Source organism: Congregibacter variabilis, from assembly GCF_045689235.1.
GTDB lineage: Bacteria > Pseudomonadota > Gammaproteobacteria > Pseudomonadales > Halieaceae > Congregibacter > Congregibacter variabilis.
This window is the reverse complement of record NZ_CP136864.1, coordinates 1,206,022-1,229,579: the sequence shown is the minus strand read 5'-3', so window position 1 is coordinate 1,229,579 and position 23,558 is coordinate 1,206,022. Positions and strand designations below refer to the sequence as shown.

The 23,558-nt window shown below is 56.1% G+C and carries 21 protein-coding genes; 17 read left to right on the top strand and 4 right to left on the bottom strand.

Going from position 1 to position 23,558, the window contains the following annotated elements:
• Positions 1-4: 4 nt before the first annotated feature.
• Both R0135_RS05460 and R0135_RS05455 read right to left on the bottom strand, forming a co-directional pair.
• Positions 5-1,561, bottom strand: a complete 1,557-nt coding sequence (locus tag R0135_RS05460; protein ID WP_407349243.1) for a peptide MFS transporter — start codon at positions 1,559-1,561, stop codon at positions 5-7.
• A gap of 22 nt (positions 1,562-1,583) precedes the next feature.
• Complete coding sequence (locus tag R0135_RS05455) at positions 1,584-2,570, bottom strand: tRNA dihydrouridine synthase (RefSeq protein ID WP_407349242.1); 987 nt, start codon at positions 2,568-2,570, stop codon at positions 1,584-1,586.
• A gap of 93 nt (positions 2,571-2,663) precedes the next feature.
• On the opposite strand from R0135_RS05455, the gene R0135_RS05450 reads away from it, so the two are divergent.
• The 15 genes from R0135_RS05450 (at position 2,664) to rpoS (ending at position 17,558) form a co-directional block, all read left to right on the top strand.
• The gene (locus tag R0135_RS05450; RefSeq protein WP_407349241.1) at positions 2,664-2,957 is read left to right on the top strand and encodes an OadG family protein; all 294 of its coding nucleotides are present in this window, start codon (positions 2,664-2,666) and stop codon (positions 2,955-2,957) included.
• Positions 2,950-4,776 carry a sodium-extruding oxaloacetate decarboxylase subunit alpha gene (gene oadA, locus R0135_RS05445; protein ID WP_407349240.1) on the top strand — a complete coding sequence of 609 codons (1,827 nt, stop codon included), beginning with the start codon at positions 2,950-2,952 and terminating at the stop codon, positions 4,774-4,776. The genes R0135_RS05450 and oadA overlap by 8 nt, the downstream gene beginning before the upstream one ends.
• Complete coding sequence (locus R0135_RS05440; protein WP_407349239.1) at positions 4,776-6,071, top strand: sodium ion-translocating decarboxylase subunit beta; 1,296 nt, start codon at positions 4,776-4,778, stop codon at positions 6,069-6,071. The genes oadA and R0135_RS05440 overlap by 1 nt, the downstream gene beginning before the upstream one ends.
• A gap of 85 nt (positions 6,072-6,156) precedes the next feature.
• Positions 6,157-7,104, top strand: coding sequence for an acetyl-CoA carboxylase carboxyltransferase subunit alpha (locus R0135_RS05435; RefSeq protein WP_407349238.1), 948 nt, complete (start codon positions 6,157-6,159; stop codon positions 7,102-7,104).
• Positions 7,076-8,407 (top strand): tRNA lysidine(34) synthetase TilS, encoded by a 1,332-nt coding sequence (tilS, locus tag R0135_RS05430; RefSeq protein ID WP_407349237.1) that lies wholly within the window; start codon positions 7,076-7,078, stop codon positions 8,405-8,407. Before R0135_RS05435 ends, tilS begins: the two co-directional genes overlap by 29 nt.
• Before the next feature lie 135 nt (positions 8,408-8,542).
• Positions 8,543-10,201 carry a CTP synthase gene (locus tag R0135_RS05425; protein WP_407349236.1) on the top strand — a complete coding sequence of 553 codons (1,659 nt, stop codon included), beginning with the start codon at positions 8,543-8,545 and terminating at the stop codon, positions 10,199-10,201.
• Between the two features lie 23 nt (positions 10,202-10,224).
• Positions 10,225-11,073, top strand: coding sequence for a 3-deoxy-8-phosphooctulonate synthase (gene kdsA, locus R0135_RS05420; protein ID WP_407349235.1), 849 nt, complete (start codon positions 10,225-10,227; stop codon positions 11,071-11,073).
• Between the two features lie 85 nt (positions 11,074-11,158).
• Complete coding sequence (gene eno, locus R0135_RS05415) at positions 11,159-12,445, top strand: phosphopyruvate hydratase (RefSeq protein WP_407349234.1); 1,287 nt, start codon at positions 11,159-11,161, stop codon at positions 12,443-12,445.
• Between the two features lie 8 nt (positions 12,446-12,453).
• Positions 12,454-12,762 carry a cell division protein FtsB gene (ftsB, locus tag R0135_RS05410; RefSeq protein WP_407349233.1) on the top strand — a complete coding sequence of 103 codons (309 nt, stop codon included), beginning with the start codon at positions 12,454-12,456 and terminating at the stop codon, positions 12,760-12,762.
• The gene (gene ispD / locus R0135_RS05405) at positions 12,759-13,478 is read left to right on the top strand and encodes a 2-C-methyl-D-erythritol 4-phosphate cytidylyltransferase (RefSeq protein ID WP_407349232.1); all 720 of its coding nucleotides are present in this window, start codon (positions 12,759-12,761) and stop codon (positions 13,476-13,478) included. Before ftsB ends, ispD begins: the two co-directional genes overlap by 4 nt.
• Entirely contained in the window at positions 13,478-13,963 is a 486-nt protein-coding gene (gene ispF, locus R0135_RS05400) for a 2-C-methyl-D-erythritol 2,4-cyclodiphosphate synthase (RefSeq protein WP_407349231.1), read from the top strand. The genes ispD and ispF overlap by 1 nt, the downstream gene beginning before the upstream one ends.
• Positions 13,960-14,628, top strand: a complete 669-nt coding sequence (locus tag R0135_RS05395) for a protein-L-isoaspartate(D-aspartate) O-methyltransferase (protein ID WP_407349230.1) — start codon at positions 13,960-13,962, stop codon at positions 14,626-14,628. The genes ispF and R0135_RS05395 overlap by 4 nt, the downstream gene beginning before the upstream one ends.
• Positions 14,621-15,547 (top strand): DUF368 domain-containing protein, encoded by a 927-nt coding sequence (locus tag R0135_RS05390; RefSeq protein ID WP_407349229.1) that lies wholly within the window; start codon positions 14,621-14,623, stop codon positions 15,545-15,547. The genes R0135_RS05395 and R0135_RS05390 overlap by 8 nt, the downstream gene beginning before the upstream one ends.
• Positions 15,548-15,550: 3 nt before the next feature.
• Positions 15,551-16,396, top strand: coding sequence for a peptidoglycan DD-metalloendopeptidase family protein (locus R0135_RS05385; RefSeq protein WP_407349228.1), 846 nt, complete (start codon positions 15,551-15,553; stop codon positions 16,394-16,396).
• A gap of 226 nt (positions 16,397-16,622) precedes the next feature.
• Positions 16,623-17,558: an RNA polymerase sigma factor RpoS gene (gene rpoS, locus R0135_RS05380; RefSeq protein ID WP_407349883.1), complete on the top strand. Its 936-nt coding sequence runs from the start codon at positions 16,623-16,625 to the stop codon at positions 17,556-17,558.
• Between the two features lie 71 nt (positions 17,559-17,629).
• Here rpoS and fdxA read toward each other — a convergent pair whose 3' ends face one another.
• The gene (gene fdxA / locus R0135_RS05375; RefSeq protein ID WP_407349227.1) at positions 17,630-17,953 is read right to left on the bottom strand and encodes a ferredoxin FdxA; all 324 of its coding nucleotides are present in this window, start codon (positions 17,951-17,953) and stop codon (positions 17,630-17,632) included.
• A 123-nt stretch (positions 17,954-18,076) separates the two neighbouring features.
• On the bottom strand, positions 18,077-20,620 hold the full coding sequence (gene mutS, locus R0135_RS05370) for a DNA mismatch repair protein MutS (RefSeq protein ID WP_407349882.1): 2,544 nt from the start codon (positions 20,618-20,620) through the stop codon (positions 18,077-18,079).
• A gap of 170 nt (positions 20,621-20,790) precedes the next feature.
• Between mutS and R0135_RS05365 the strand changes: the two genes are divergently transcribed.
• Both R0135_RS05365 and R0135_RS05360 read left to right on the top strand, forming a co-directional pair.
• Positions 20,791-22,269 (top strand): glutamate--cysteine ligase, encoded by a 1,479-nt coding sequence (locus R0135_RS05365; RefSeq protein ID WP_407349226.1) that lies wholly within the window; start codon positions 20,791-20,793, stop codon positions 22,267-22,269.
• A 25-nt stretch (positions 22,270-22,294) separates the two neighbouring features.
• A complete protein-coding gene (locus R0135_RS05360) occupies positions 22,295-23,353 on the top strand; it encodes a M14 family metallopeptidase (RefSeq protein WP_407349225.1) in 1,059 nt (352 codons plus the stop codon).
• Positions 23,354-23,558 lie beyond the last annotated feature (205 nt).

Below are 23,558 nucleotides of genomic sequence, written 5' to 3'. Positions count from 1 at the left end.
GCGCTTAGTGAATACCGTGCATCATGCGACGCAGGAGTGGCGACAGCAAGAGCATAAGAACACCCGCTCCCAAGCCCAGCCAAAACAGACTGCTAAAGAGTTCTCCGTAGGTCGTCAATGCGCCGGCGGTGTCAGTGACGCTGCCGCTGCTGGTTTCGATGGCCGCAAGTTTTGCCAATTGCGCAGCAACGAACTCTGAGTAAGCGGTTGCCAAAAACCAGGAGCCCATCATGACGCCAACGACGCTGGGAACCGCCAGTTTAGTGACGGCCGATAAGCCTACGGGCGATAGACAAAGCTCGCCACAGGTATGCAGCAAGTAAGCGAGGACCATCCAGTAGCCTGAGACAAGTCCCGCCTGGTCCGGGTTTGCGGCACCAATCATCAATGCGCCAAAGCCAAGACCAGCCTGAGCGATTCCCAGGGCAAATTTCACGGGTGTCGAGGGCTCAAGCCCGCGTCTGCCTAGTACCGTCCACAGCCATGCAAAGAAGGGCGCAAACATGAAAATAAACATTGAGTTGAGCGCGCCATACTGAGAGGCGGTGAGTGTGAGTCCAAAGACCTCGCGGTCCATGACCCGGTCCGCAAACAACGTCATAGAGGCTGCGCTCTGTTCAAAGAGGGCCCAGAACACGACCGTGGACATAGTCAGTATGATGAGCACGATCATACGGCTGCGTTCAACGGCATTACAGCGCGCTACGATGAACCAGGCCAGTCCCGCCAAAACCAGCACCGAGAGCGTATTCAGAAGGAGGCCCACGGCAGCATGAAATTGCAACATTTGCCAGACCACGGCGACTGCGAGCAGGGAACTGGCGTAGATAGTGTGTTCTTTGCTGAGGCCGATGACCGTGCGCTCTTTCAGCTTGCCATCTTCGGGGGGTTCAGCTAGGCCGGCAAGATAGCGTTGGCCGTAGATAAAGGTGGCTAGTCCCACAAGCATTCCAATACCCGCAGCACCAAAACCATAGCTCCAACCATAGGTCTCGCCCAGATAACCGCACAGCAGCGTAGCGCTGAAAGACCCGAGGTTGATGCCCATATAAAAGATTGTGAAGCCAGAATCCCGACGAGGATCATCCTTAGCATAAAGCTTGCCGACAATCGTTGAGATGTTCGGTTTGAGAAATCCCACACCAATTACGATGAGCGCGAGGGATGCATAAAACACCTGCAAGGCTTGGGTGTCGCGCGCAATATTGTCTCCCACCATTCGGGCCTGCTCGCCTTCCACCGCCATGCCCAGATGTCCGGCTACCAGTAAAAGCCCGCCAAGAATCACGGACTTTCGCATTCCGAGGTAGCGGTCAGCCAGGAGCCCTCCTATAACCGGCATGGCGTAAACCAGCGCGGCATAGCCGCCGAGCACCTCAAGTCCCTCGGCGTCAGTGAACAGGTGGTATTTCGTGAGATACAGCAGCAGCAGGTATTTCATGCCATAAAAGGAAAAGCGCTCCCACATTTCTGTGGCAAAGCAGATCATCAGGCCTTTGGGATGCCCGAAAAATCCTGTGTCATCCCTCACGAGTGGAACGTCTGCGACGGCAGTTGTCATGTAGTGCTCCCTTTTCTTGTCGCTAGGCCGCTATGGAAGCGGTGTTGTCATCGCCTGCTATGGCCTGTCTTAGTTGTTCGGGGTCCAAAATACGTTTGATCACCGCAAACATTGCTGCGGCTTGCGGATAGTAGTGCCTGAGGTACCCCAGCCATTGCTTGATGGGATTAACGGCGTAACGGGCGTCGTAAGTGTCCAGCGTCACCGCGAGGTATGTCAGCAGCAGACCGCGGATGTCGTCCCAGCTTAATGCGTTTTGTTCAATACCCAGATCCGCCGCGCGAACAAGTCGTGGGAGATCGGGTCTGCACAATACGCCCCGGCCAAGCATCAGATCCCGGGTGCCGCTCTTTTCTCTGGCCAACTGTGCGTCACCGACGCCCCATATCTCACCGTTCGCCACCAGTGGTATGTCGGTGACCGAGCGGGCCAGGGCAATTTGATCCCAGTAGGCGGGAGGTCGGTAGCCATCTGCGCGTGTGCGTGCATGGATTACCAGCTCACTGGGATTTGCCGCATCGATGCCCGAGACTATGTCGAGAAACTTGTCTCGGTCCTCAAAGCCCAGGCGAATCTTGACGCTTAGGGGAACCGATATCGGGAGTGCCCGGCGAGCGGCAGCTACGATGGCGTGCACGCGCTGGGGTTCGCGCAGAATAATTGAGCCGCCATCAGAGCGGTTTACCGTTTTGGCGGGGCAGCCGAAGTTCAAGTCGATGCCCGGCGCTCCGAGTTCTGCGCCACGGGCGGCGTTTTCTGCCACCACAGTCGGATCGCCGCCCAGTATTTGCAGGTATACCGGAACCCCCGATGATGTCCGCCCACCCTGAGCGAGTTCAGGGCATATACGGTGAAACACGCGCGCGGGCAGCAGTTCGTGACTCACGCGCATGAATTCAGTGACGCAGCGATCTACACCATCGAACCGGGTTAGCAGTTCGCGCATGGTGTGATCGATAACGCCTTCCATAGGCGCCAGTAGAATGCGGGGTAGAGGTTCGACAGTCACGGAGTAAGAGTATACGCAGACTTGCAATGGGGAACAGCTACCGTGACCCGGAGCACCTGCCTCGTTTATCATGGGGCATCATTGGAGAATCTCATGAGTGCCAATCTGCTTTCGCAGGGTCTTGAATTGCTGGTTTATGGTATGGGCACGGTGGTGGTGTTCCTGACGCTTTTGGTTTTTGCCACAAGGCTGATGTCGTTATTTATCCAGCGCTTCTTTCCCGAACCCCTCCTTGCGACGCCCAGGCGCAGTGCGAGGCCACCGCAGGCCTCTTCGGCGCCATCCCCGGAACTACTGGCTGCAATAGCCGCTGCGGTGCACCAGCACCGTGGGCGTGGCCTTGTTTCATCTGCATCTGATCTTGATCAAAGGAAAGCGCATGTCTGACCAACCTGGAAAACTGGGTATTACCGAGCTTGTCCTGCGCGATGCGCACCAATCACTGTTTGCGACGCGTCTGCGTCTGGACGACATGTTGCCCATTGCCGCGCAGCTGGACGAGATTGGGTTTTGGTCCATGGAGTCCTGGGGCGGGGCGACCTTCGATGCCTGCATTCGATATCTGGGAGAGGACCCCTGGGATCGAATCCGGGAGCTCAAGAAGGCTATGCCAAAGACGCCGCAACAGATGCTGCTGCGAGGTCAAAACCTTCTGGGATATCGTCACTACGCTGATGATGTAGTGGACAAGTTTGTTGAGCGTGCGGCCACCAACGGCGTGGATGTGTTTCGGGTTTTTGATGCAATGAACGATATGCGCAATATCGAGACGGCGCTTAAAGCGGTAAAAAATCAGGGCAAGCATGCACAGGGGACGATCGCGTACACCTTGAGTCCGGTACACGACATTGATGGATGGGTTGATCAGGGGCGGCGCATCGAAGATATGGGCGCTGACTCTATTGCCATTAAAGATATGGCGGGTCTGCTGCGTCCCTATGTTGGTTTTGAACTGGTCACAAAGCTAAAAGCGGCCTGCTCTATTCCTATTCATATGCAATGCCACGCCACAACAGGCCTGTCCACTGCTACCAATCTTAAGTGCATCGAGGCGGGTATCGACAATATTGATACCGCTGTCTCGAGCATGAGCATGACCTATGGGCATTCACCGACCGAAGCTCTGGTCGCAATTTTAGAAGGCACCGAGCGCGATACGGGCCTGGATCTGGTCGCGCTGGAGCGCATCGCTGGCTATTTTCGGGAGGTGCGCAAAAAGTACGCAAAGTTCGAGGGTTCCTTGCGAGGCGTGGACTCCCGAATTCTTGTGGCGCAGGTTCCCGGCGGAATGCTCACTAATATGGAGAATCAGCTGCGGGAGCAAAACGCGGGGGATCGACTTGGTGAGGTATTGGAAGAAATCCCCGCCGTGCGCGAAGATCTGGGATTCATTCCCCTGGTTACACCGACCTCCCAGATTGTGGGATCTCAGGCTGTGCTGAACGTGATTACCGGGGAGCGCTACAAATCCATTTCTCGAGAAACAGCCGGTGTACTAAAGGGTGAATACGGCGTTACGCCGGCTCCGGTCAATAGCGCCTTACAACAGCGTGTGCTTGATGGAGGCGAGGTTATTACCTGTCGTCCTGCAGATTTGCTGGCCCCTGAGATGGAGGTGCTACAGCATGAGCTGCAATCTTTGGCAAAAGAGAAAGGTATTGCCCTCGCTCCGGGGGAGGGGGCGGTCGATGACGCCCTCACCTATGCACTGTTCCCGCAGATTGGACTGCGCTTTTTAGATAAGCGTGGCGATGCCAGCGCTTTTGAACCTGCGCCGGGTAATGAGCCGGTCGTTGAAGCTCCACCGGCAGCGACAACAACTGCAACGCCGAGCGCGTCAGCGGCTGGAGGAGATTCCGGTGTGTATACAGTGTCTGTAAATGGGCAGCGCTTTGTCGTAGAGGTGGCCGAAGGGGGTGATGTGAGCAATATTGCCCCCGTGGCCAGCGCGCCAGCTGTCGCTGCACAACCAGTCGCAGCGGTTAACGCCGAGTCGGTCAATGCTCCCTTGGCGGGCAATATTGTCAGTCTTGCCGTGGCCGTGGGCGATGCCGTGGAAGCGGGTGATGTCGTGCTCATTCTCGAAGCCATGAAAATGGAAACAGAAGTTCGCGCGCCAAAGGGGGGTGTTGTCAGTCAGCTCATCGTATCAGCAGGTGATTCTGTTGCGGTGGGTGACGCCTTATTGGAGCTGGATACGCACTGATGGAGCGCCTAGCCCAGCTATGGGCCGCGTCAGGGCTGGCCCAGATGGATATTGGCTCGGCAGTGATGCTGGGCATCGCTCTTTTGCTTTTGTATCTGGCGATTCATCGTCGCTTTGAACCCCTCTTGTTGGTGCCTATCGGATTTGGTGGTTTGTTGGCGAATATACCGGGCGCTGGGCTGGCGTACTCAGCACTGGATAAAGCGCTGCATGGTGCAAACAGTGAGTTGCTTGTGGCTCTGTCGGCCTTGCTTTCTACCTCAGCTGATCCGGCCAGCATTGCGGCGGCCCTTGATATTGCCCCGCAGGCTCTCCAGTGGGAGGCGCTCCAGCTCGCTCGCGATACGGGTCTTAGCGATGGCATGTTGTATAGCTTTTACAGTGTTGCCATCGGTAGTGGTGTCGCCCCGCTGGTGATTTTCATGGGTGTGGGCGCGATGACTGACTTTGGTCCGCTCCTGGCAAACCCCCGCACGCTTCTTTTGGGTGCTGCGGCGCAGTTCGGGATTTTTGCTACGGTCATCGGTGCGGTAGGCCTTACATCTATGGGTTTGACTGATTTCAGTCTCGCTCAGTCTGCGGCCATCGGCATCATTGGCGGTGCGGATGGCCCTACGGCGATTTATGTCTCCAGCCTGTTAGCACCTGATCTGCTCGGTGCTATTGCCGTTGCTGCCTACTCGTACATGGCATTGGTACCATTGATTCAGCCACCGATCATGCGTGCGCTCACAACTGCCCAGGAGCGACAAATCGTCATGGTGCAGCTGCGTGAGGTTAGCCGCAGGGAAAAGATCAGCTTTCCGCTGATGCTACTGATTCTGGTGGCCTTGTTGTTACCCGATGCTGCGCCTTTGTTGGGTATGCTGTGTTTTGGAAATTTGATGCGTGAATGCGGTGTTGTGGAGCGATTAAGCGCCGCGGCACAAAATGCGCTAATCAATATCACCACGATATTTCTGGGACTCGCCGTGGGATCCAAGCTTGTGGCGGATAAGTTTTTGGACGTCAACACACTGGGAATTCTGGGTCTGGGTATCGTGGCTTTTAGTGTGGGCACGGCGTCCGGTGTTCTGCTGGCCAAGTTAATGAACCGTTTGGGAGGTACGCCCATCAATCCCCTCATCGGCTCGGCGGGGGTTTCGGCAGTGCCTATGGCGGCGCGGGTCAGCAATAAACTGGGTCTGGAAGAAAACCCCCATAACTTCCTGCTGATGCATGCCATGGGCCCAAATGTGGCCGGCGTCATTGGCTCAGCCGTGGCAGCTGGGGTGATGATTACACTGGTCGGATGAAGTCGGCGATTTAGACCATGGAGGCGCGGCGCGCTTTTGGGTAGAATCCTAAAGCTAACCCATAGTCTAGTCGTTGACGTCGCCCATGAACCCCAATTATCTGGATTTTGAACAGCCGATCGCCGAGCTCGAGGTCAAGATCGAGGAATTGCGGCATGTGGGCTCTGGAGCAGAACTTAATCTCTCCAGCGAACTTGACGAATTAAAAGCCAAAAGCTCCAAGCTTACCGAGAAGATTTTCTCCAATCTTAGCCCCTGGGATGTGGTGCGTGTCGCAAGACATCCACTGAGGCCCTATACGCTTGACTACCTTCCGTTGATTTTTGATGACTTTGATGAGCTTCACGGTGACCGCCATTTTGGCGACGACAAAGCGATCGTCGGCGGCATTGCGCGCTTGAACGGCGAGTCAGTCATGGTGATTGGTCAGGAGAAGGGGCGCACGGTCAAAGACAAGGTATATCGTAATTTTGGCATGCCCAAGCCGGAAGGTTACCGCAAAGCCCTGCGTCTTATGGAGACGGCCGAACGTTTCAGTCTGCCAGTGATAACCCTGATTGACACACCGGGAGCATATCCGGGTATCGATTCTGAAGAGCGGGGTATTTCTGAGTCAATTGCCACGAATTTGGCGGTGATGTCTCGACTGCGAACGCCGATTGTTTCTGTCGTGATCGGCGAGGGAAGTTCCGGTGGTGCCCTGGGTATAGGCGTGGCCGACCACCTGGCGATGCTGCAGTACGCCACCTATTTCGTGATTTCTCCAGAAGGTTGCGCCAACATTATCTGGAAATCCTCGGAGTTCGCCTCGGACGCAGCGGCGGCCATGGGCGTGACCTCAGACAAGCTCAAAGAGCTCGGTATCGTGGATGCCAGCATTCCTGAGCCTCTTGGTGGAGCACATCGGAATGCTGAGCTGATGGCAGAGCGAATTCGTGAGCATGTGTCTGGAGAGCTGGATAAGCTCAAGGCCATGAGCACCGAGGATATGCTCGAAGCCCGTTATGCGAGACTCCTCGCCTACGGTAACTGAGAGTCCTCAAGGGGTGGCTCAAAACCCCGTTCTTCAAGCCTTTGAACGGCACGCGGCCACGCTGGACAGGGCTGCGGGTGTTTATGTGGCCTTTAGCGGTGGTCTGGATTCAACGGTGCTGCTGCATGGAGTAAAAGCCGCTTTTGCTGGGCCCGTGATCGCCTTGCACGCCAACCATGGTCTGAACAGGGATGCGGATCGATGGGCAAATCAATGCGCTGAGCTGTGCTCACGATGGAATATTCCTTTTAGCTCTACCCGGCTAGAGTTGCATGAAAGTGGCCACGGTGTTGAAGCCGCCGCGCGAACCGCACGCTATCGTTGGTTTGAGTCCTGCATCGAGCCGGGTGCCGTCTTGTTGATGGCGCATCACCAGGATGATCAGGCTGAAACCCTCTTGTTGAGGCTGCTCCGCGGGGCCGGTCCTCAAGGTCTGGTCTCCATACCTGTGGCCCGCCCCCTGGGTCATGGTTCGCTGCTGCGTCCTTTGTTGGATCTTCCCCGCAGCGATTTGCAAGCCTATGCGATGGACCATGACCTGGTCTGGATCGATGATCCAAGCAATGCCGATACGCGCTTTGATCGAAACTATCTGCGCCAGGAAATCATGCCATTGCTTGCAAAGCGCTGGCCAGGGTACCGGTCCACGCTCTCTCGCGCGGCGACCCAGCTGCGGGAATTAAGCGAGCATCTTCCTGGTCCGGTAATGAAAACCGTATATGGAAGCCTGGGTGATCCCGGCTTTGCCATCGATGATTTGCCGCGGGAGCCTGCGCTGGCGGCACTGGCTCTGAGGCAGTGGCTTAAAGAGCGGTCATTGTTGGCACCACCGGCCGCTCGTTTGTTGGAATTCCTGCGGCAGATGCGAGAAGGCGCTGGTGCCCAGCTGTGTGGTTCTGATTGGACCATTGAGCGTTATCGCGACGCGGTGTATCTCCACCCTCGACAGCTGGACCCGGCGTCGAAGACCCGGGCCATACAGCTGGGAGAGACGCTGTCCTGGCCTGGCATGGGTAAGCTGACTCTGATGGGGGCTGAAGGCGAGCTGTTGCCGGATCTGAGCCTTTGCACGCGCCGTGGGGGGGAGCGTCTCGCACTGGCCAGCGGCCATCATAAGGATCTGAAAACGGTCTTTCAGGAGCAGGCAGTACCACCATGGTGGCGCAATTGTTTGCCTCTGCTGGTGCAAAACTCTGCCGCTGGTGAGGAGCTTCTGGCAGTCGCGCATTTGCTGCGCTCCCCGCGGGCAGTCTCGCTCGGGGTTGAACTTGTTTGGGAAAGGGAAGAAATTAGGCAGAAATAACGCACTCAATGCAGGTTTCTGATTGAGCGCGGGGGCGCTTTCTGTTAGTTTGATATCCCATCTTATCGCATGGTCGCGGGCCCGGATTGATGACAGTCTTGCTCGTCCGGGGCAGAGTCAACAGGAAGGCGTGACATGACGCGATTAGTCTTTGTGACTGGTGGTGTAGTTTCTTCTCTAGGTAAAGGAATCGCAGCGGCATCGCTGGCGGCGGTTCTTGAAGCCCGTGGTCTGAAGGTTACCCTTCTAAAGCTCGATCCCTATATCAATATTGATCCCGGAACTATGAGCCCGTTTCAGCACGGTGAGGTGTATGTCACCGATGACGGTGCCGAAACCGACCTTGATCTGGGGCATTACGAGCGATTCACCCGCGCGGTGATGAGCCGCAGGAACAACTTCACCACGGGTCGTGTTTACAACCAGGTGCTGGCCAAGGAACGTCGCGGAGACTATCTCGGCGGTACGGTTCAGGTCATTCCACATATTACCGACGAGATTAAGCGACGGGTGCTGGCGGGAGCCGGTGACGCCGATGTTGCTGTGGTCGAGATTGGTGGCACGGTGGGTGATATCGAAGGTTTGCCGTTTTTGGAAGCCGCGCGTCAGCTAAAGGTCGAGATGGGGCCTTCCCGGGCGCTGCTGATGCACCTCACCCTGGTGCCTTATATCGCTACCGCAGGCGAGATCAAAACCAAGCCTACCCAGCACTCGGTGAAAGAGCTGCGTTCCATTGGTTTGCAGCCAGATGTGCTTCTTTGCCGATCCACGGTCCCCATCGAGGAAAGTGCCTGTAGCAAGATTGCCCTATTCACCAACGTTGAGGCGCGGGCCGTTATCCCGCTTTTGGATGCTGACACCATTTACAGTATTCCCCGCGCGTTGCATGCAAATGGGCTGGATGATTTTGTGGTGGAGCGGTTCGGCCTCGATTGCCCTCCTGCAGATCTGAGTGAGTGGGATGAAGTGCTTCAGCGAGAGCTTGCTGATAGGCAGGCGACCGTTCGGGTGGCGATGGTTGGTAAGTACATGGAGCTGCCTGACGCTTATAAGTCGCTAAATGAAGCGCTCGCCCACGCCGGCTTACAGACGCTCACTGATGTAAAGATCGACTACGTCGAGGCCGAGGATATTGAGCGCAACGGTACGGGTGTTTTGGAAGGTGCCGACGCTATTCTGGTGCCCGGAGGCTTTGGTGACCGTGGCGTAGAGGGGAAAATTCAAGCCGTGCGTTTTGCCCGGGAGAACGACATCCCTTTTCTGGGGATTTGTCTGGGCATGCACGTCGCACTTGTGGAGTATGCACGAAATGTATGTGGGCTGGAGGGAGCTCATTCCTCGGAAATGGCTCCGCAGACGCCGCATCCTATCGTGGCGCTGATTACCGAGTGGAAGAATGCCGACGGCAGCACTGAGCAGCGGGACGAGACTTCGGATCTTGGCGGTACCATGCGACTCGGCTCTCAGCCATGCCATCTGGAAGAGGGAACGCGCATTCGCGACATTTACGGTGCTCCTGTAATCCACGAACGCCATCGTCATCGCTACGAAGTGAATGACAATTATGTGAGCACGCTTCAGGAACATGGCATGGTCATAGCAGGCTGGTCTGAGGACAGGTCGCTAGTTGAGATGGTCGAATTGCCCGAACACGCCTGGTTTGTTGCCTGCCAGTTTCATCCGGAGTTCACCTCCCGGCCTCGAGGCGGTCATCCGCTATTTACCAGTTACATACAAGCAGCTTGTCAGCATGCTGCGGGTAACCGCCATGCCCGTGATACTGCGGCAGGCTGAGCCCTGATATTGAGGTTATGCCGATGACAACAACCGTAGAGCTGGGTGATCTGCGCATCGCTAACGATGCGCCCTTTGTGCTTTTGGGCGGTGTGAATGTTCTGGAGAGCCGGGAATTCGCATTGGAGGTCGCTGCAGAGTACGTGAGCGTGTGTGCTGATCTGGGTATTCCACTGGTCTTTAAAGCCTCTTACGATAAGGCGAATCGCTCTTCCATACACTCTTTTCGCGGGCCTGGCTTGGCAAAAGGCCTGGAAATTCTGGCGGACGTTAAGTCGCGATTTAACGTGCCTTTGATCACTGATGTGCATGCGCCTGATCAAGCGGCGCCAGCAGCAGAGGTCTGCGATATTATTCAGTTACCAGCTTTTCTTGCCAGGCAGACCGATCTGGTGCGAGCCATGGCCGAGACCGGTGCTGCAATTAACATCAAAAAGCCGCAGTTTCTGTCGCCAGCGCAGATGGGCAATGTCGTTGAAAAGTTTCGAGAGTGCGGTAACGAACGACTCATGATCTGTGAGCGCGGTAGTAACTACGGATACGATAATCTTGTGGTCGATATGCTCGGTTTTGGCGTGATGCGAGCTGCTACCAAGGGTGTGCCGCAAATTTTCGACGTGACCCACGCCCTGCAATGCCGGGATCCTATGGGTGCTGCTTCTGGCGGTCGTCGATCTCAGGTTACGGAGTTGGCCCGCGCGGGTATGGCAGTGGGCTTGGCAGGACTGTTTCTCGAGTCTCACCCAAATCCGGATAAGGCGCTCTGTGATGGTCCCAGCGCTTTACCTCTGGATAAGTTGCGTCCGTTTCTCGAGCAAGTTCAGGCGGTAGATACTCTTGTGAAAGGTTTGCCCAAACTCAACATAGATTGAGTTCTTATTGGGTGCTGAAATCGATATTGCGACGATACATGGGTGCTCGGGTTAGCATTCAACGATGATTCAGGGAGAGTCAAAAGTGAGCAGAATTACTGACGTTCAGGGTTTTGAGGTGCTGGATTCCCGCGGGAATCCCACGGTCATGGCTGAAGTGACGCTTGATTGTGGCGCCTCGGCATCTGCATTCGCTCCTTCCGGTGCCTCCACCGGGTCCCGGGAAGCTCTGGAACTGCGCGACGCAGACCCCAATCGTTATCTCGGTAAAGGCGTCACCAAGGCGGTGGGAAATATTAATGGTGCTCTGCGCACCGCTTTGCTGGGAATGGATGCTTCTGCGCAGCGACATCTTGACGACGCCATGCTTGAGCTCGATGGCACAGAAAATAAAGAATCTCTGGGCGCTAATGCCATGCTGGCTGTTTCTCTGGCGGCCGCGCGTGCGGCGGCTATTGCGGCGGGGAAGCCGCTTTATGCTCACATCGCAGCGCTTTACGGTCGCGGATCGCTCAGCATGCCTGTGCCGATGATGAACATCATCAATGGCGGGGAGCACGCCGATAACAATGTCGACATTCAGGAATTTATGATTCAGCCGGTTGCGGCAAGCAGCTTTGCTGAGGCGCTGCGCTGCGGCGCGGAGATCTTTCATCATCTCAAGAAAGTGCTGTCTGCAAGGGGTTTAAGTACCGCCGTGGGTGACGAGGGTGGCTTTGCTCCGGACCTGCCATCCAATGAAGCCGCGCTGGATGTTATCGCCGAAGCAGTGTCAAACGCGGGCTACACCCTGGGCACTGATGTAACGTTGGCGCTTGACTGCGCAGCCTCGGAGTTCTACCGCGATGGTCGTTACTGGCTGGGTGGTGATGGCCGTGATTTCGATAGCGCAGGGTTTACCGAGTACCTTGCAGGGCTGGCCGATGCGCATCCGATTTTATCAATCGAAGACGGGCTTGATGAGTCTGATTGGGATGGTTGGAAGCTCCTCACCGAGCGACTTGGAGATCGTGTTCAGCTTGTTGGTGATGATCTGTTCGTCACCAATACCAAGATTCTTGCCCAAGGCATCGAACGGGGTGTGGGCAACTCAATTCTTATCAAACTCAATCAAATCGGCACTCTTACCGAAACTCTGGATGCTATTGCCATGGCGGCGGACGCCGGTTACACCGCAGTAATCTCCCATCGCTCAGGTGAAACAGAGGACACCACTATTGCCGATCTGGCGGTGGCTACCGGCGCAGGCCAGATCAAGACCGGCTCATTGTGTCGCTCTGACCGCGTTGCTAAGTACAACCGTCTTCTTCGCATTGAGGCTGAGCTTGGCTCCACAGCGCCCTATCGCGGGCGTGCCGAGTTTGCACGCTAGCTACCCTTTTGCGCTGGATATTACTGGTACTTCTGTTGCTCCTCGCAGGGCTGCAGTATCGCCTGTGGTGGGGCGAGGGAGGGCGTTTGGAGTTATTGCAGCTTCGGCAGCAGGCCCAGGACTCCCAGCGGGAGAACGCGGTTTTGCGTGAGCGCAATGAAGAGCTGAGTCGACAGGTCATGGACCTTAAAGCTGGCAATACCGTCCTTGAACAGCGCGCACGGGAAGAGCTCGGTCTGACGCGTGACGACGAAGTGTATTACCAGTTCGTAGACCCCGATAAGCTTGCGCCCAAAGCTTCCGAGCCCCGTCCGTGAACGCACTCTGGGCGGTGGTTCCTGCTGCGGGGAGTGGATCTCGCATGGCGAGCAGTGAGTCAAAGCAATATCTCAAGATCGGTGGACGATCCCTTTTGGATTGGAGCGTTGGCGCCCTGCTGGCCTATCCGAAGCTGCGTGCTTGTGTGGTGGCCGTGCCCGAGACAGATGTGCAGCAAAGCAGAGAGGGATCTCTGGGCGATGCGCGAGTGAGCTTTTGTGCAGGCGGCTCAAGCCGCGCTGCGTCTGTGGCGGCTGCTCTGGCAGCATTGCCGGCAGAGGATGAGGATTGGGTTTTAGTGCACGATGCAGCGCGTCCCTGTTTAGCTCCTCAGGACCTGCACTCACTCGTGCAAAACGTAAGTAGTACCGGTGTCGGTGGACTACTCGCGGTACCAATTACAGATACACTCAAACGCGCGGATGGTCAGGCGCGTGTGATGACCACCATCGATAGAGCAGGCATTTGGAGTGCCCAGACGCCGCAGATGTTTCGTGTGGGAGAGCTTAGATCGGCCTTAGATGCGGCCCGGGAGAGCGGCTTTGTTGTTACTGATGAAGCCTCAGCTATGGAGGCGGCGGGCTTCGATGTTCAATTAGTACAAGGCTCGGTTGCCAATCTCAAGGTAACCTATGCGTCAGATATGCAACTGGCAGCTTTCTGGCTGAAGCAGATTTACCCACAGGACGGGGATATGGCGGGGACAGAGATTTGATGCGAATTGGACATGGCTTCGATGTGCATGCCTTTGCGGAATCCGGGCAGGGCCCCGGTGCCGTTGTTCTCGGTGGCGTATCGATCCCCCACGACCGTTCGCTGCTTGCACATTCCGATGGTGATGTTGTGTTGCATGCCTTGTGCGATGCGCTGCTGGGTGCGATTGCCGCGGGAGACATTGGTAAACATTTTCCGGACACAGATCAGGCTAATGCCGGTATAGACAGCAGAGAGTTGTTACGGCGCTGCGCAGACCTCATAAAAGAGCATGAATACGTTCTTGGCAATGCCGATATCACGATTGTTGCGCAAGCACCGCGAATGGCTCAGCACGTTATTGCCATGCGCAAAAATATTGCAGCCGATCTGTTCGCAGATCTGGACCAGGTTTCGGTAAAAGCCACCACCACGGAAAAGCTGGGTTATGTCGGACGGGAAGAGGGCATAGCCGTGCATGCCGTGGTCTTGCTGAGTCGCTCATGAATAGATCAGCAGATATTTCGGGTATCGGTATGACCTCCCAGCGTACACGGGAGCGTCTGGTGCAACGCTTGCTGGAGCAGGGTATCACCAATATTGCAGTGCTTGACGCCATGCGCAACGTGCCACGACATCTGTTTCTGGATGAGGCCATGGCGCATCGGGCCTACGAGGACACGGCGCTGCCTATTGGTTTTCAGCAAACCCTGTCACAGCCCTACATAGTCGCCCGAATGACCGAGCTGTTGATCGCAGGCCGGGATCCAAAAAAGATATTGGAAATTGGTAGCGGCTCGGGATATCAAAGTGCGGTGCTGGCTGGAATTGTGGGCGAGGTTTATGCCCTGGAACGTATTAAGCCGCTGCTGCTGGCAGCCAGAAAACGCATGCGCCAGCTAAAGCTCAGGAACGTTCAAATGCGCCACGGTGACGGCTACGACGGTTGGGAGTCGCAGGCGCCCTTCGACGGCATACTGGCAGCTGCTGCTCCCGAGCAGGTGCCGCAGTCCTTGCTGGCCCAGTTGGCGCCCGGAGGCCGATTGGTTATGCCTGTTGGTGGTCGTGAACAGACTCTGGTTGTCGTCGAGCGCACGGATTCCGGATTTGAGCGTTATGACATAGAGCCCGTGCGTTTTGTACCGCTGCTCCCGGGACTCGGTAATGGCTGAGGGCGATTCTCCGGAGACACCCGTTATTGCACTGTTCCCCGGTATTTTTCTTCGCGGCGTACTCATGGGTGCGGCGGATATTGTGCCAGGTGTATCCGGTGGGACCATGGCCTTTATCACGGGCATTTACCATCGTTTGATTACCGCGATTAGCGCCTTTGACGTGAAGCTAATTCGGTGCGTATTCGCCGGCCGTTGGGGAGAGGTCTTTGAGCGTAGCGACGCTGCGTTTTTGGCGACATTGCTGTTAGGAATAGCGGTCAGCGTGTTTTCCCTGGCCAGTGTTATCTCATCGTTGTTAGAAACCCAGCCACTGTTGCTGTGGTCGTTTTTCTTTGGGTTGATCCTGGCATCGGCGCTGGTGCTTATCCGCCATGTGTCGCAGTGGTCAATGATCGCGCTCGGGGGATTACTTTTTGGCGCAGCATTTGCCGCGGGAGTGGGCCTCTCGCCGGCCTTCGTCTTGCCTGTGGCGCCCTGGAGTTTTTTTGTGGCCGGGTTTTTTGCCATATGTGCAATGATTTTGCCGGGCATCTCGGGCAGTTTTATTCTGGTTCTGCTGGGAATGTATCCCGTGGTGCTTGCTGCCATAGAGACCTTGGAGCTCACTTCAATGGGTCTTTTTGCGGCAGGGGCTGGTTGTGGACTATTAGCGTTTTCTCGGCTGCTTGGCTATTTGCTGCGGGAGCATCACAGCCCGACTCTGGCCACGCTCACAGGGTTTCTCTGCGGCTCCCTTCTCGTGGTCTGGCCTTGGAAAACGCTACCAGGGGACAGGGGCGTAACGTTTCCCGTTTCACCGCAGTACTACGGTGAGTTGTTTGGGAGTAGTCAGTTAGTGCTTTGCGTAGCGCTTATGATCCTGGGGTTTATTGCTGTCTGGCTGCTGGAAAGCCGCTGGGGTGGGCTGGAGCGCTAGCACATGACAAGGTTTATAGCGTCACTGTGCCTTCTGTGTATCAGTGCCTTTATGACTGCATGTGCCGACAAACCCCTGGCGCCCATAGAAGATCGTGGCCGACCCGGTACGGCAAAAGTGGAGCAGCGTTACACGGTGCTTCGCGGCGACACGCTTTTCTCCATTGCATTTCGTTACGGCCTGGATTTTCGTCGTTTGGCTGCGGCTAATGGGATTTCTGCACCCTTCACTATCTTTCCCGGGCAGAAGCTACGTCTTGCAGAGGCCGACCCTCTGACGGTTGTGAGGTCCACGCCAACGGTGCCGCCAAAAGCTACTCCCAGCGTTGTAGCAAAGGTGCCAGTTAAGCAGTCGACTCCAAGCCCTGGCACGTCAAGTAGCCAGTCCACCCCAAAAGCCTCGACACCCTCAGCTTCGTCTGCTGTGTCTGACAAAAGTTCTGGGAACACAGCAAAGCCTGTAACGCCTGTTAGCAACCGCAAAGTGGCTGGCTGGCGCTGGCCCGTGCCGGGAAAAGTAACACGCCGGTTTGAGACTAATCTGCATAAGGGTGTCGACATCAGCGGCAAGCGCGGGGATGCAGTAATCGCTACCGCAGGGGGCAGCGTGGTCTATGCGGGAAGTGGTATTGCAGGCTATGGGCTTATGTTGATCGTGCGACACAACGATGAATACCTCAGTGCCTACGGCCATAACGATGCCTTACTTGTAGGTGAGGGAGACGTTGTTCGCGCTGGGCAAAAGATTGCACAGCGAGGGAGTTCGGGTACAGATTCTGTGAAGCTGCACTTTGAGATACGTCGTCGGGGACGGCCTGTGGACCCACTGCGGTTACTACCTAGACGCTAGCACGGTGCTTGTTTTTTGCTGCAGCGCTGATATAAGCTGTTTGGCCGAGTATTTTTTAAGTCGAACTTTGTTCGGTGAAATGGCCGGGCTTTTTATAGGACGCTGACCCATGGGTAGAACCAAGGGGAGTTCCGAAGGCGACACAGGCATCAAGGCTGGTCGCACGCGGAGAGATAAGCGAAACCAGTCCGAGGTTCCGGGACTGGCCGGGGAGGCTTTGGCCTCGATGAATGACTCAGAGCCAGATATTTCTGAGCTCTCCGCTGATGATCACAGCACAGTTCAGTCCTTGCCCAAAGACACAAGCGATGACGACGCCCGTCAGATCACCCTCGACCCCACCCAGCTTTACCTCAATGAAATTGGCTTCGTTCCGCTGCTCACCGCAGATGAAGAAAAGTACTACGCGCGCCTTACACAGAAAGGTGATGAAGCTGCCCGCAAGCGTATGATCGAGAGCAATCTGCGTCTGGTGGTAAAAATCGCCCGGCGCTATCTGCATCGAGGCATGAGTCTTCTGGATCTTATCGAGGAGGGTAATTTGGGCCTTATGCGCGCGGTGGAGAAGTTTGACCCCGAGCGCGGTTTTAGATTTTCGACCTATGCAACCTGGTGGATACGTCAAACCATCGAGCGCGGCATAATGAATCAGGCTCGGACCATTCGTTTACCTATCCATGTTGTGAAGGATCTTAATGGCTGCCTGCGTGCGGCCCGGGAGCTCACTCAGCAACTGGATCACGAGCCTACAACCCGTGAAATTGCCTCCCGTACGCATAAAACGGCTAAAGAAGTTTCCCGCTTGATGGGCCTCAATGAGCGAGTCAGCTCAATGGATGCGCCCCTGGGACCGAACTCCGATTCGTCCGTCGTGGAGACCGTTGCGGATGAACACGGCTGCGACCCTTCAGAGCAGTTACAGGATGATGACGTGCACGACAGCGTCGCTCATTGGCTGAATCAACTCTCACAGAAGCAGCGGGAGGTGGTCATGCGCCGCTTTGGCCTACTCGGGTACGACAGCTGTACTCTGGAAGAGGTGGGCCAGGAAATCGGGCTGACCAGAGAGCGCGTGCGACAGATTCAGGTCGAAGCTTTGAAGCGCTTACGTCGGATTCTCGAGCGCCAGGGTTTGTCTGCCGAGGCGCTGTTAAAGCAGTAACACAGCGCTCAGAATTAGATCATCTTCGCCAAAACCGCTAAAGCCCTTCAACGAAAACCCTCTACTTGAAACTACCGCTCCAGCAGTGCCAGCTTTCCGGGCTTACCAGCCCATTCTTCGGCGTCGGCCGGCGCAGGCTTCATCTCGGTAATACAGGGCCACACCTCAGCCAGTTCGGCATTGAGCTCTAGAAACACCTGTTGGTCCGCAGGTAGTTCATCTTCCGAGAAGATGGCATCCACGGGGCACTCCGGTTCACAGAGGGCGCAGTCGATGCACTCGTCTGGATGAATGACCAGAAAGTTGGGTCCCTCATAAAAGCAGTCCACTGGACATACTTCTACACAATCTGTGTGCTTACAATTAATGCAGTCTTCACCAACGACGAAGGTCATTCTTGCGGTTCCTTAACTTCGATTCAGGTCTCTACTTTAGCGGGCCTTTTTGCTTCGCCAAAGCGCTGAGGCCAAAGTGTAGCGATTCGCTTGCATGATGAGAAGCGTTCCCAGAGGCAAAATTTAATCTGCCAGTTCACTCAAGCGATACAGAAGGTCGAGTGCTTCTCGAGGTGACAGGCTGTTCGGGTCGCTGTCGCGAAGAAGCGCAAGCGCGGGATGATTCGGATTCTCAGCAAACAGGTCTCCCTGGGGAATGGGCGCCGCGGGGATGGCTGCCGCTTGGGAGCTGTCGGCGGGATTCTGGCTTTCGAGCTCTTGAAGCTTGCCAGCGGCGGCATGTAATACGCTGGCGGGCACGCCAGCAAGTTTTGCTACCTGCAATCCGAAGCTACGATTTGCCGGACCTTCTTGAATACGGTGCATAAAAACCACGTGCTCCCGATGCTCTACGGCATCCAGATGCACATTGCATACCGTGGGTAGCTGATCGGCCAGAGCGGTGAGCTCAAAATAGTGGGTCGCAAACAGCGTAAATGCGCGGGTCTTTTCCGCCAGATGTAATGCTGCGGCCCAGGCGAGGGATAGTCCGTCAAAGGTACTGGTGCCCCGACCGACCTCATCCATTAAGACAAGGCTGCGCTCACTGGCGTTATGCAGGATATTTGCCGTCTCAGTCATTTCAACCATAAACGTTGAGCGACCACTGGCAAGATCATCAGCGGCACCGATACGGGTGAATATCCGGTCTACTGTCGATAGAGTGACCGAGCGGGCGGGAACGTAAGAGCCGACGTGAGCCAGCAAAGTAATAATCGCATTTTGTCGCATATAGGTGGATTTACCGCCCATGTTTGGACCGGTTATTAACAGCATGCGCCGTTCGTTGTTCAGCAGAGTATCGTTGGCGATAAAGGGCTCTTCGAGTACCTGCTCGACAACGAGGTGGCGGCCCTGATCAATATCCAGGCAGGGCGCCTCGCTGAACTCGGGGCGACATAAATCGAGGCTGTGGCTTCGCTCGGCGAGGGTAGCGTAGACATCAAGCTCCGCCATAGAGGACGCACAGCTACGCAGGGCTTCCAGGGACTCTTGAAGAGTTGCAAGGAGTTCTGCATAGAGCTGTTTTTCACGAGCCAGCGCGCGACTTTTGCTCGACAGAGCCTTGTCCTCGAACTCTTTCAGTTCGGGGGTAATGAATCGCTCGACGTTTTTGAGCGTCTGGCGTCGTTGATACTCCACGGGAACATCATCTGATTGGCTGCGACTCAGCTCAATGTAATAGCCGTGAACACGGTTGTAGCCCACCTTGAGTGAAGCGAGTCCTGTGCGTTCTCGCTCACGGGTTTCGATGGCGACCAAAAAGCCTGCTGCGTTTTCGCTGATGGAGCGCAATTCGTCCAGTTGTGGGTCATAAGCTGTGGCGATAACGCCACCATCGCGAAGCACTACCGGTGGATTGTCGATAATGGCACGGTCCAGGAGATCGACCATGAGCGGAAAGTCGCCCAGTGCGGTCACGGTTTGCTGCAGCGCCTGGGAATCCTCTGTGGGGGTGGCGTCGCGCAGGGCCGGCACACTTTGCAGTGCAAACAGTAGGCGGCTCAGATCCCGGGGGCGGGCGCTTCCCAGAGCCACTCGGGTAATGATGCGTTCCACATCACCAATGGGGCGCAGGACCTCCCGAAGAGCCTCGAATCGATAGTTTTCTCTCAGCGCTCCCAGCGCGTCCTGTCGTTTCTCAAGCGTTGGAACCGACGTCAGTGGACGGTGCAACCAGCGTCGGAGACAGCGGCTGCCCATGGAGGTTTTGCAGCGGTCCATTACCGACATGAGCGTATGCGTATCGGTGCCCCCGAGATTCCGATCAATTTCCAGATTCCTGCGCGTTGCCGCATCCAGTACAACACTGTCTTCACGCATTTCTGGCGCGATTGCTGTGATATGTGGTAACTGGCTCCGTTGGGTATCTCGCACGTAGCTGATGAGGCAGCCCGCCGCTGCAATTCCCAGACGCAGGTCGTCACAGCCGAAACCGCGAAGATCGTGCGTTTGAAACTGCTCTTTAAGGTTTCGTTCGGCGCTCTCCAGGTCAAATTCCCAGCCCGGCTGGGAGCGCGCTCCAGGGCGGTTAGTGACCGCGCCGTGCTGCAGTTCCTCGTGATACAGGAGCTCGGCAGGATCCAGTCGCTCTATCTCCCCCAGGAGGGCTTCTTCACCTTCAAGCTCCATTAAGCGAAAGCGCCCGCTGCCCAGATCAAGATAGGCAAGGCCGTAGCTTGTTTGCTGGGCAATCAGCGCTACCAGAAGTTGTTCGCGTTTTTCTTCAAGCAGTGCCTCATCGCTGAGGGTTCCCGGCGTTACGACGCGGACAACTTTGCGCTCTACAGGCCCCTTACTGGTAGCTGGGTCGCCGATCTGCTCGGCGATGGCGACTGAGATGCCCGCTTTTACTAATCGGGCAAGATAGCCCTCTGCAGCATGATAGGGCACGCCTGCCATAGGGATGTCTTCGCCGGCGGACTTTCCTCTTGCGGTGAGGGTAATGTCCAGCAGTTCTGCAGCGCGCTGGGCGTCTTCGTAGAACAGCTCGTAGAAATCTCCCATACGATAAAACAGCAGCTCGTTGGGGTGATCTCGCTTGATGCGCAGGAACTGCTGCATCATGGGCGTATGTTGGCTTGTGTCGTTGGACAAAACGGTATCTGAGGATCGTCAAAAATTCGGTGTGCAGTGTAAGTCATGGAGTGGGTAAGCTGCCAGAGATGACAAGCCTGTTCGCCTCGCCTCGGGCAGTCTAGAATGAAGAATCATCTGTCAGGAACCATGACCACACCATGGGGATAGAGATCAACAAGACGACCTTCGACGCCGAAGACCGGCGGCTGTTCTCACAGCGTTTGGAGTCCCAGCTTCAACAGCTTTCCACTTTGATTGGTAGTCCGGGTTTTGGCCGCCCGGTGGAGACCATAGGCGCTGAGCTGGAGCTGTATATAGTCGATGCGGATGGCAAACCCGCGTACCTCAATGATGAATTGTGCAGCGCAGCGGCCGATCCCCAGCTCACCGTCGAGCTCAACAAGTACAACCTTGAATATAACCTGAGCCCTCAATCGCTGAGTGATGAGGGGTTTCTTGCCACTGAGCGCGAGGTGGTGGCAAAGCTTGAGCGTCTGTCAGCACTGGCCGCACAAAGAGGGGCATTCACTGTACCCATTGGCATTCTTCCCACACTGGCGCACAACGATCTTGGTGATCACTGCATCACTGACCGGCAGCGCTATCGTGCTCTCGTCGCACAGCTGATTGCCTGGCGAGGCAGCGATTTCCATATCAATATTAACGGTGCCGACCCCCTGCAGATGACCATGGCGAACATCACCCTGGAGGGCGCTAACACCTCGTTTCAGGTGCATCAGCGCGTAAGTCCCAAGGATTATGCCGCGACCTTTAATGCGATCCAGATGACTACCCCTTTGGCCATAGCGATCAGCGCAAACAGTCCCGGTTTGTTTGGGCATCAATTGTGGGATGAAACGCGTATCCCGCTGTTTAAACAGTCGATCGACACTCGGGATATGGATCGCTACCGATGGAGCGAGCCGCCCAGAGTGTGCTTCGGACATGGATGGGTGCGCAGCGGCGCCTTTGAGTTGTTCGAGCAAACCGTGCGGCTGTACCCGCCCTTGCTTCCCGCCTGTGATGCGCAGTTGGCGCAAGACAGTGGCCATACTCCCACGCTCGCAGAGCTTCGCTTGCACCAGAGTACCGTCTGGCTGTGGAATCGCGCGATCTATGACGATGCGGATGAGGGCCACCTGCGCATCGAAATGCGCTCCTTGCCTGCGGGACCTACACCCGTTGATATGGTGGCGGGTGCCGCGTTCATGCTCGGATTGGCCCGCGGACTGCGCGATGATATGGACAGCTTGATGTCAGCATTGCCGTTCCATCTGGCCGAGTACAATTTTTATCGCTCCGCGCAGCATGGATTAGATGCCCGCCTGGTCTGGCCGAGCTTGCAGCAGCATCGGCTGAGAGACGCCTCGGTAGTCGACATCATTGCTGAGATGCTGCCCGTGGCCGATGATGGTTTACGTGCCCTGGGGGTTGCTCAGGCGGAGCGTGACCGTTACCTCGGCGTTATCGATGCGCGCCTGAGTGCCCGGCGCAATGGGTCAAGTTGGCAGCGAGAGGCGACCCAGGCACTCATCGCTCGGGGTCGCAGCAAGCCCAATGCTTTAAAGGAGATGCTCACGCACTATCGTGTGCTGAGTGCGCAAAATATTCCGGTGGCTGAATGGCCCATGCCGTGAGTCGCCGCGACCCCCGGATGGCGTCATGAGACGTTTTCGTTTTATTCGGGACCCAGGCGCCAGTCTTGCCGGGAGTAACCCTGATGCCTTGCTGGACAACCTGGGTGGTCCGGTATGCATCTTGTTCTCGGGCCGTGATACCACTCGCACCCGTGCTCTGGTGACCCTGCTGCATGGTAATGAGCCTTCGGGCTTGTTTGCCTTGCATCGCTGGCTGTTGAGCGCCCAGCAGCCGGCCGTCAACTTATTGGTTATCGTTGCCTCGGTGCATGCCGCGCTGGAGAGTCCTCGCTTCAGTCATCGTATGTTGCCCCGGGCGCGAGATCTGAATCGTTGTTTTAAACCGCCCTTTGATGATGAGCAGGGACGTTTGGCCGAGGAAATTCTAGAACTTCTCCGCCTGCATCGGCCTGAAGCGATTGTCGATATGCACAATACCTCCGGATCAGGACCGTCCTTTGGTGTTTGTACCCACCTTGATCGCCAGCACGATGCGCTGGTGTCGCTGTTTACGAGGCGGCTTGTAGTCTCGCATCTGAATCTTGGCGCGCTTATGGATATCAGCGATGCCAGCTGCCCGACAGTCACGATAGAAGTCGGTGGGCGTCAGGACGAAGAGGCGCACACCCTGGCTTATGACGGTTTGCAGCGCTTTGCCTCGGCTCAGCGCGTGCTTGCAAACGAAGATGAAGTGGAGTGGGGCATAGAGATTCTCCGTGACCCCATTCGTCTGGAGCTGTGTGAGGGTGTGACCCTGGCCTACGACGATAAGCCGCGACCAGGGTTCGACATCACATTGCGAAGCGATATCGAGCATCACAACTTTGGCGAGGTGAACCCGCATACGCCCCTGGGCTGGGTAAAGGATGATCCGCAGGCTTTGTTTCGCGCTGTCGATGCTTTTGGACGCTGCGCAGTAACAGCTTTGGTGCGCTGTGAGGATGGGGTCTTGTATCCCTCTCAGGGTCTAAAACTTTTTATGATCACCACCAATGCGTCTATCGCGCAGAGCGATTGCCTCTTTTATGCAGTCGCTACTGAGCAGAATCTTCCTTTGACGTCTGACGCTAAATCCCTCGCATAGCTGTTTTGACACCTCTTGGCACCCGTCGCTAATCGCGACAGGTCGCAAAACAGGCACTGGTTTTCACCACTTTTCGGCGCATATGATGGTTGCATTCCTGAGCGTAACCACTGATTATATGTACAGTAGTTTTGGTAAGCGGGTTTTTGCGCGCTTTCCTCAGATTCAGTCACACGAACAGCACCGTAGAACGATAGACCAGGAG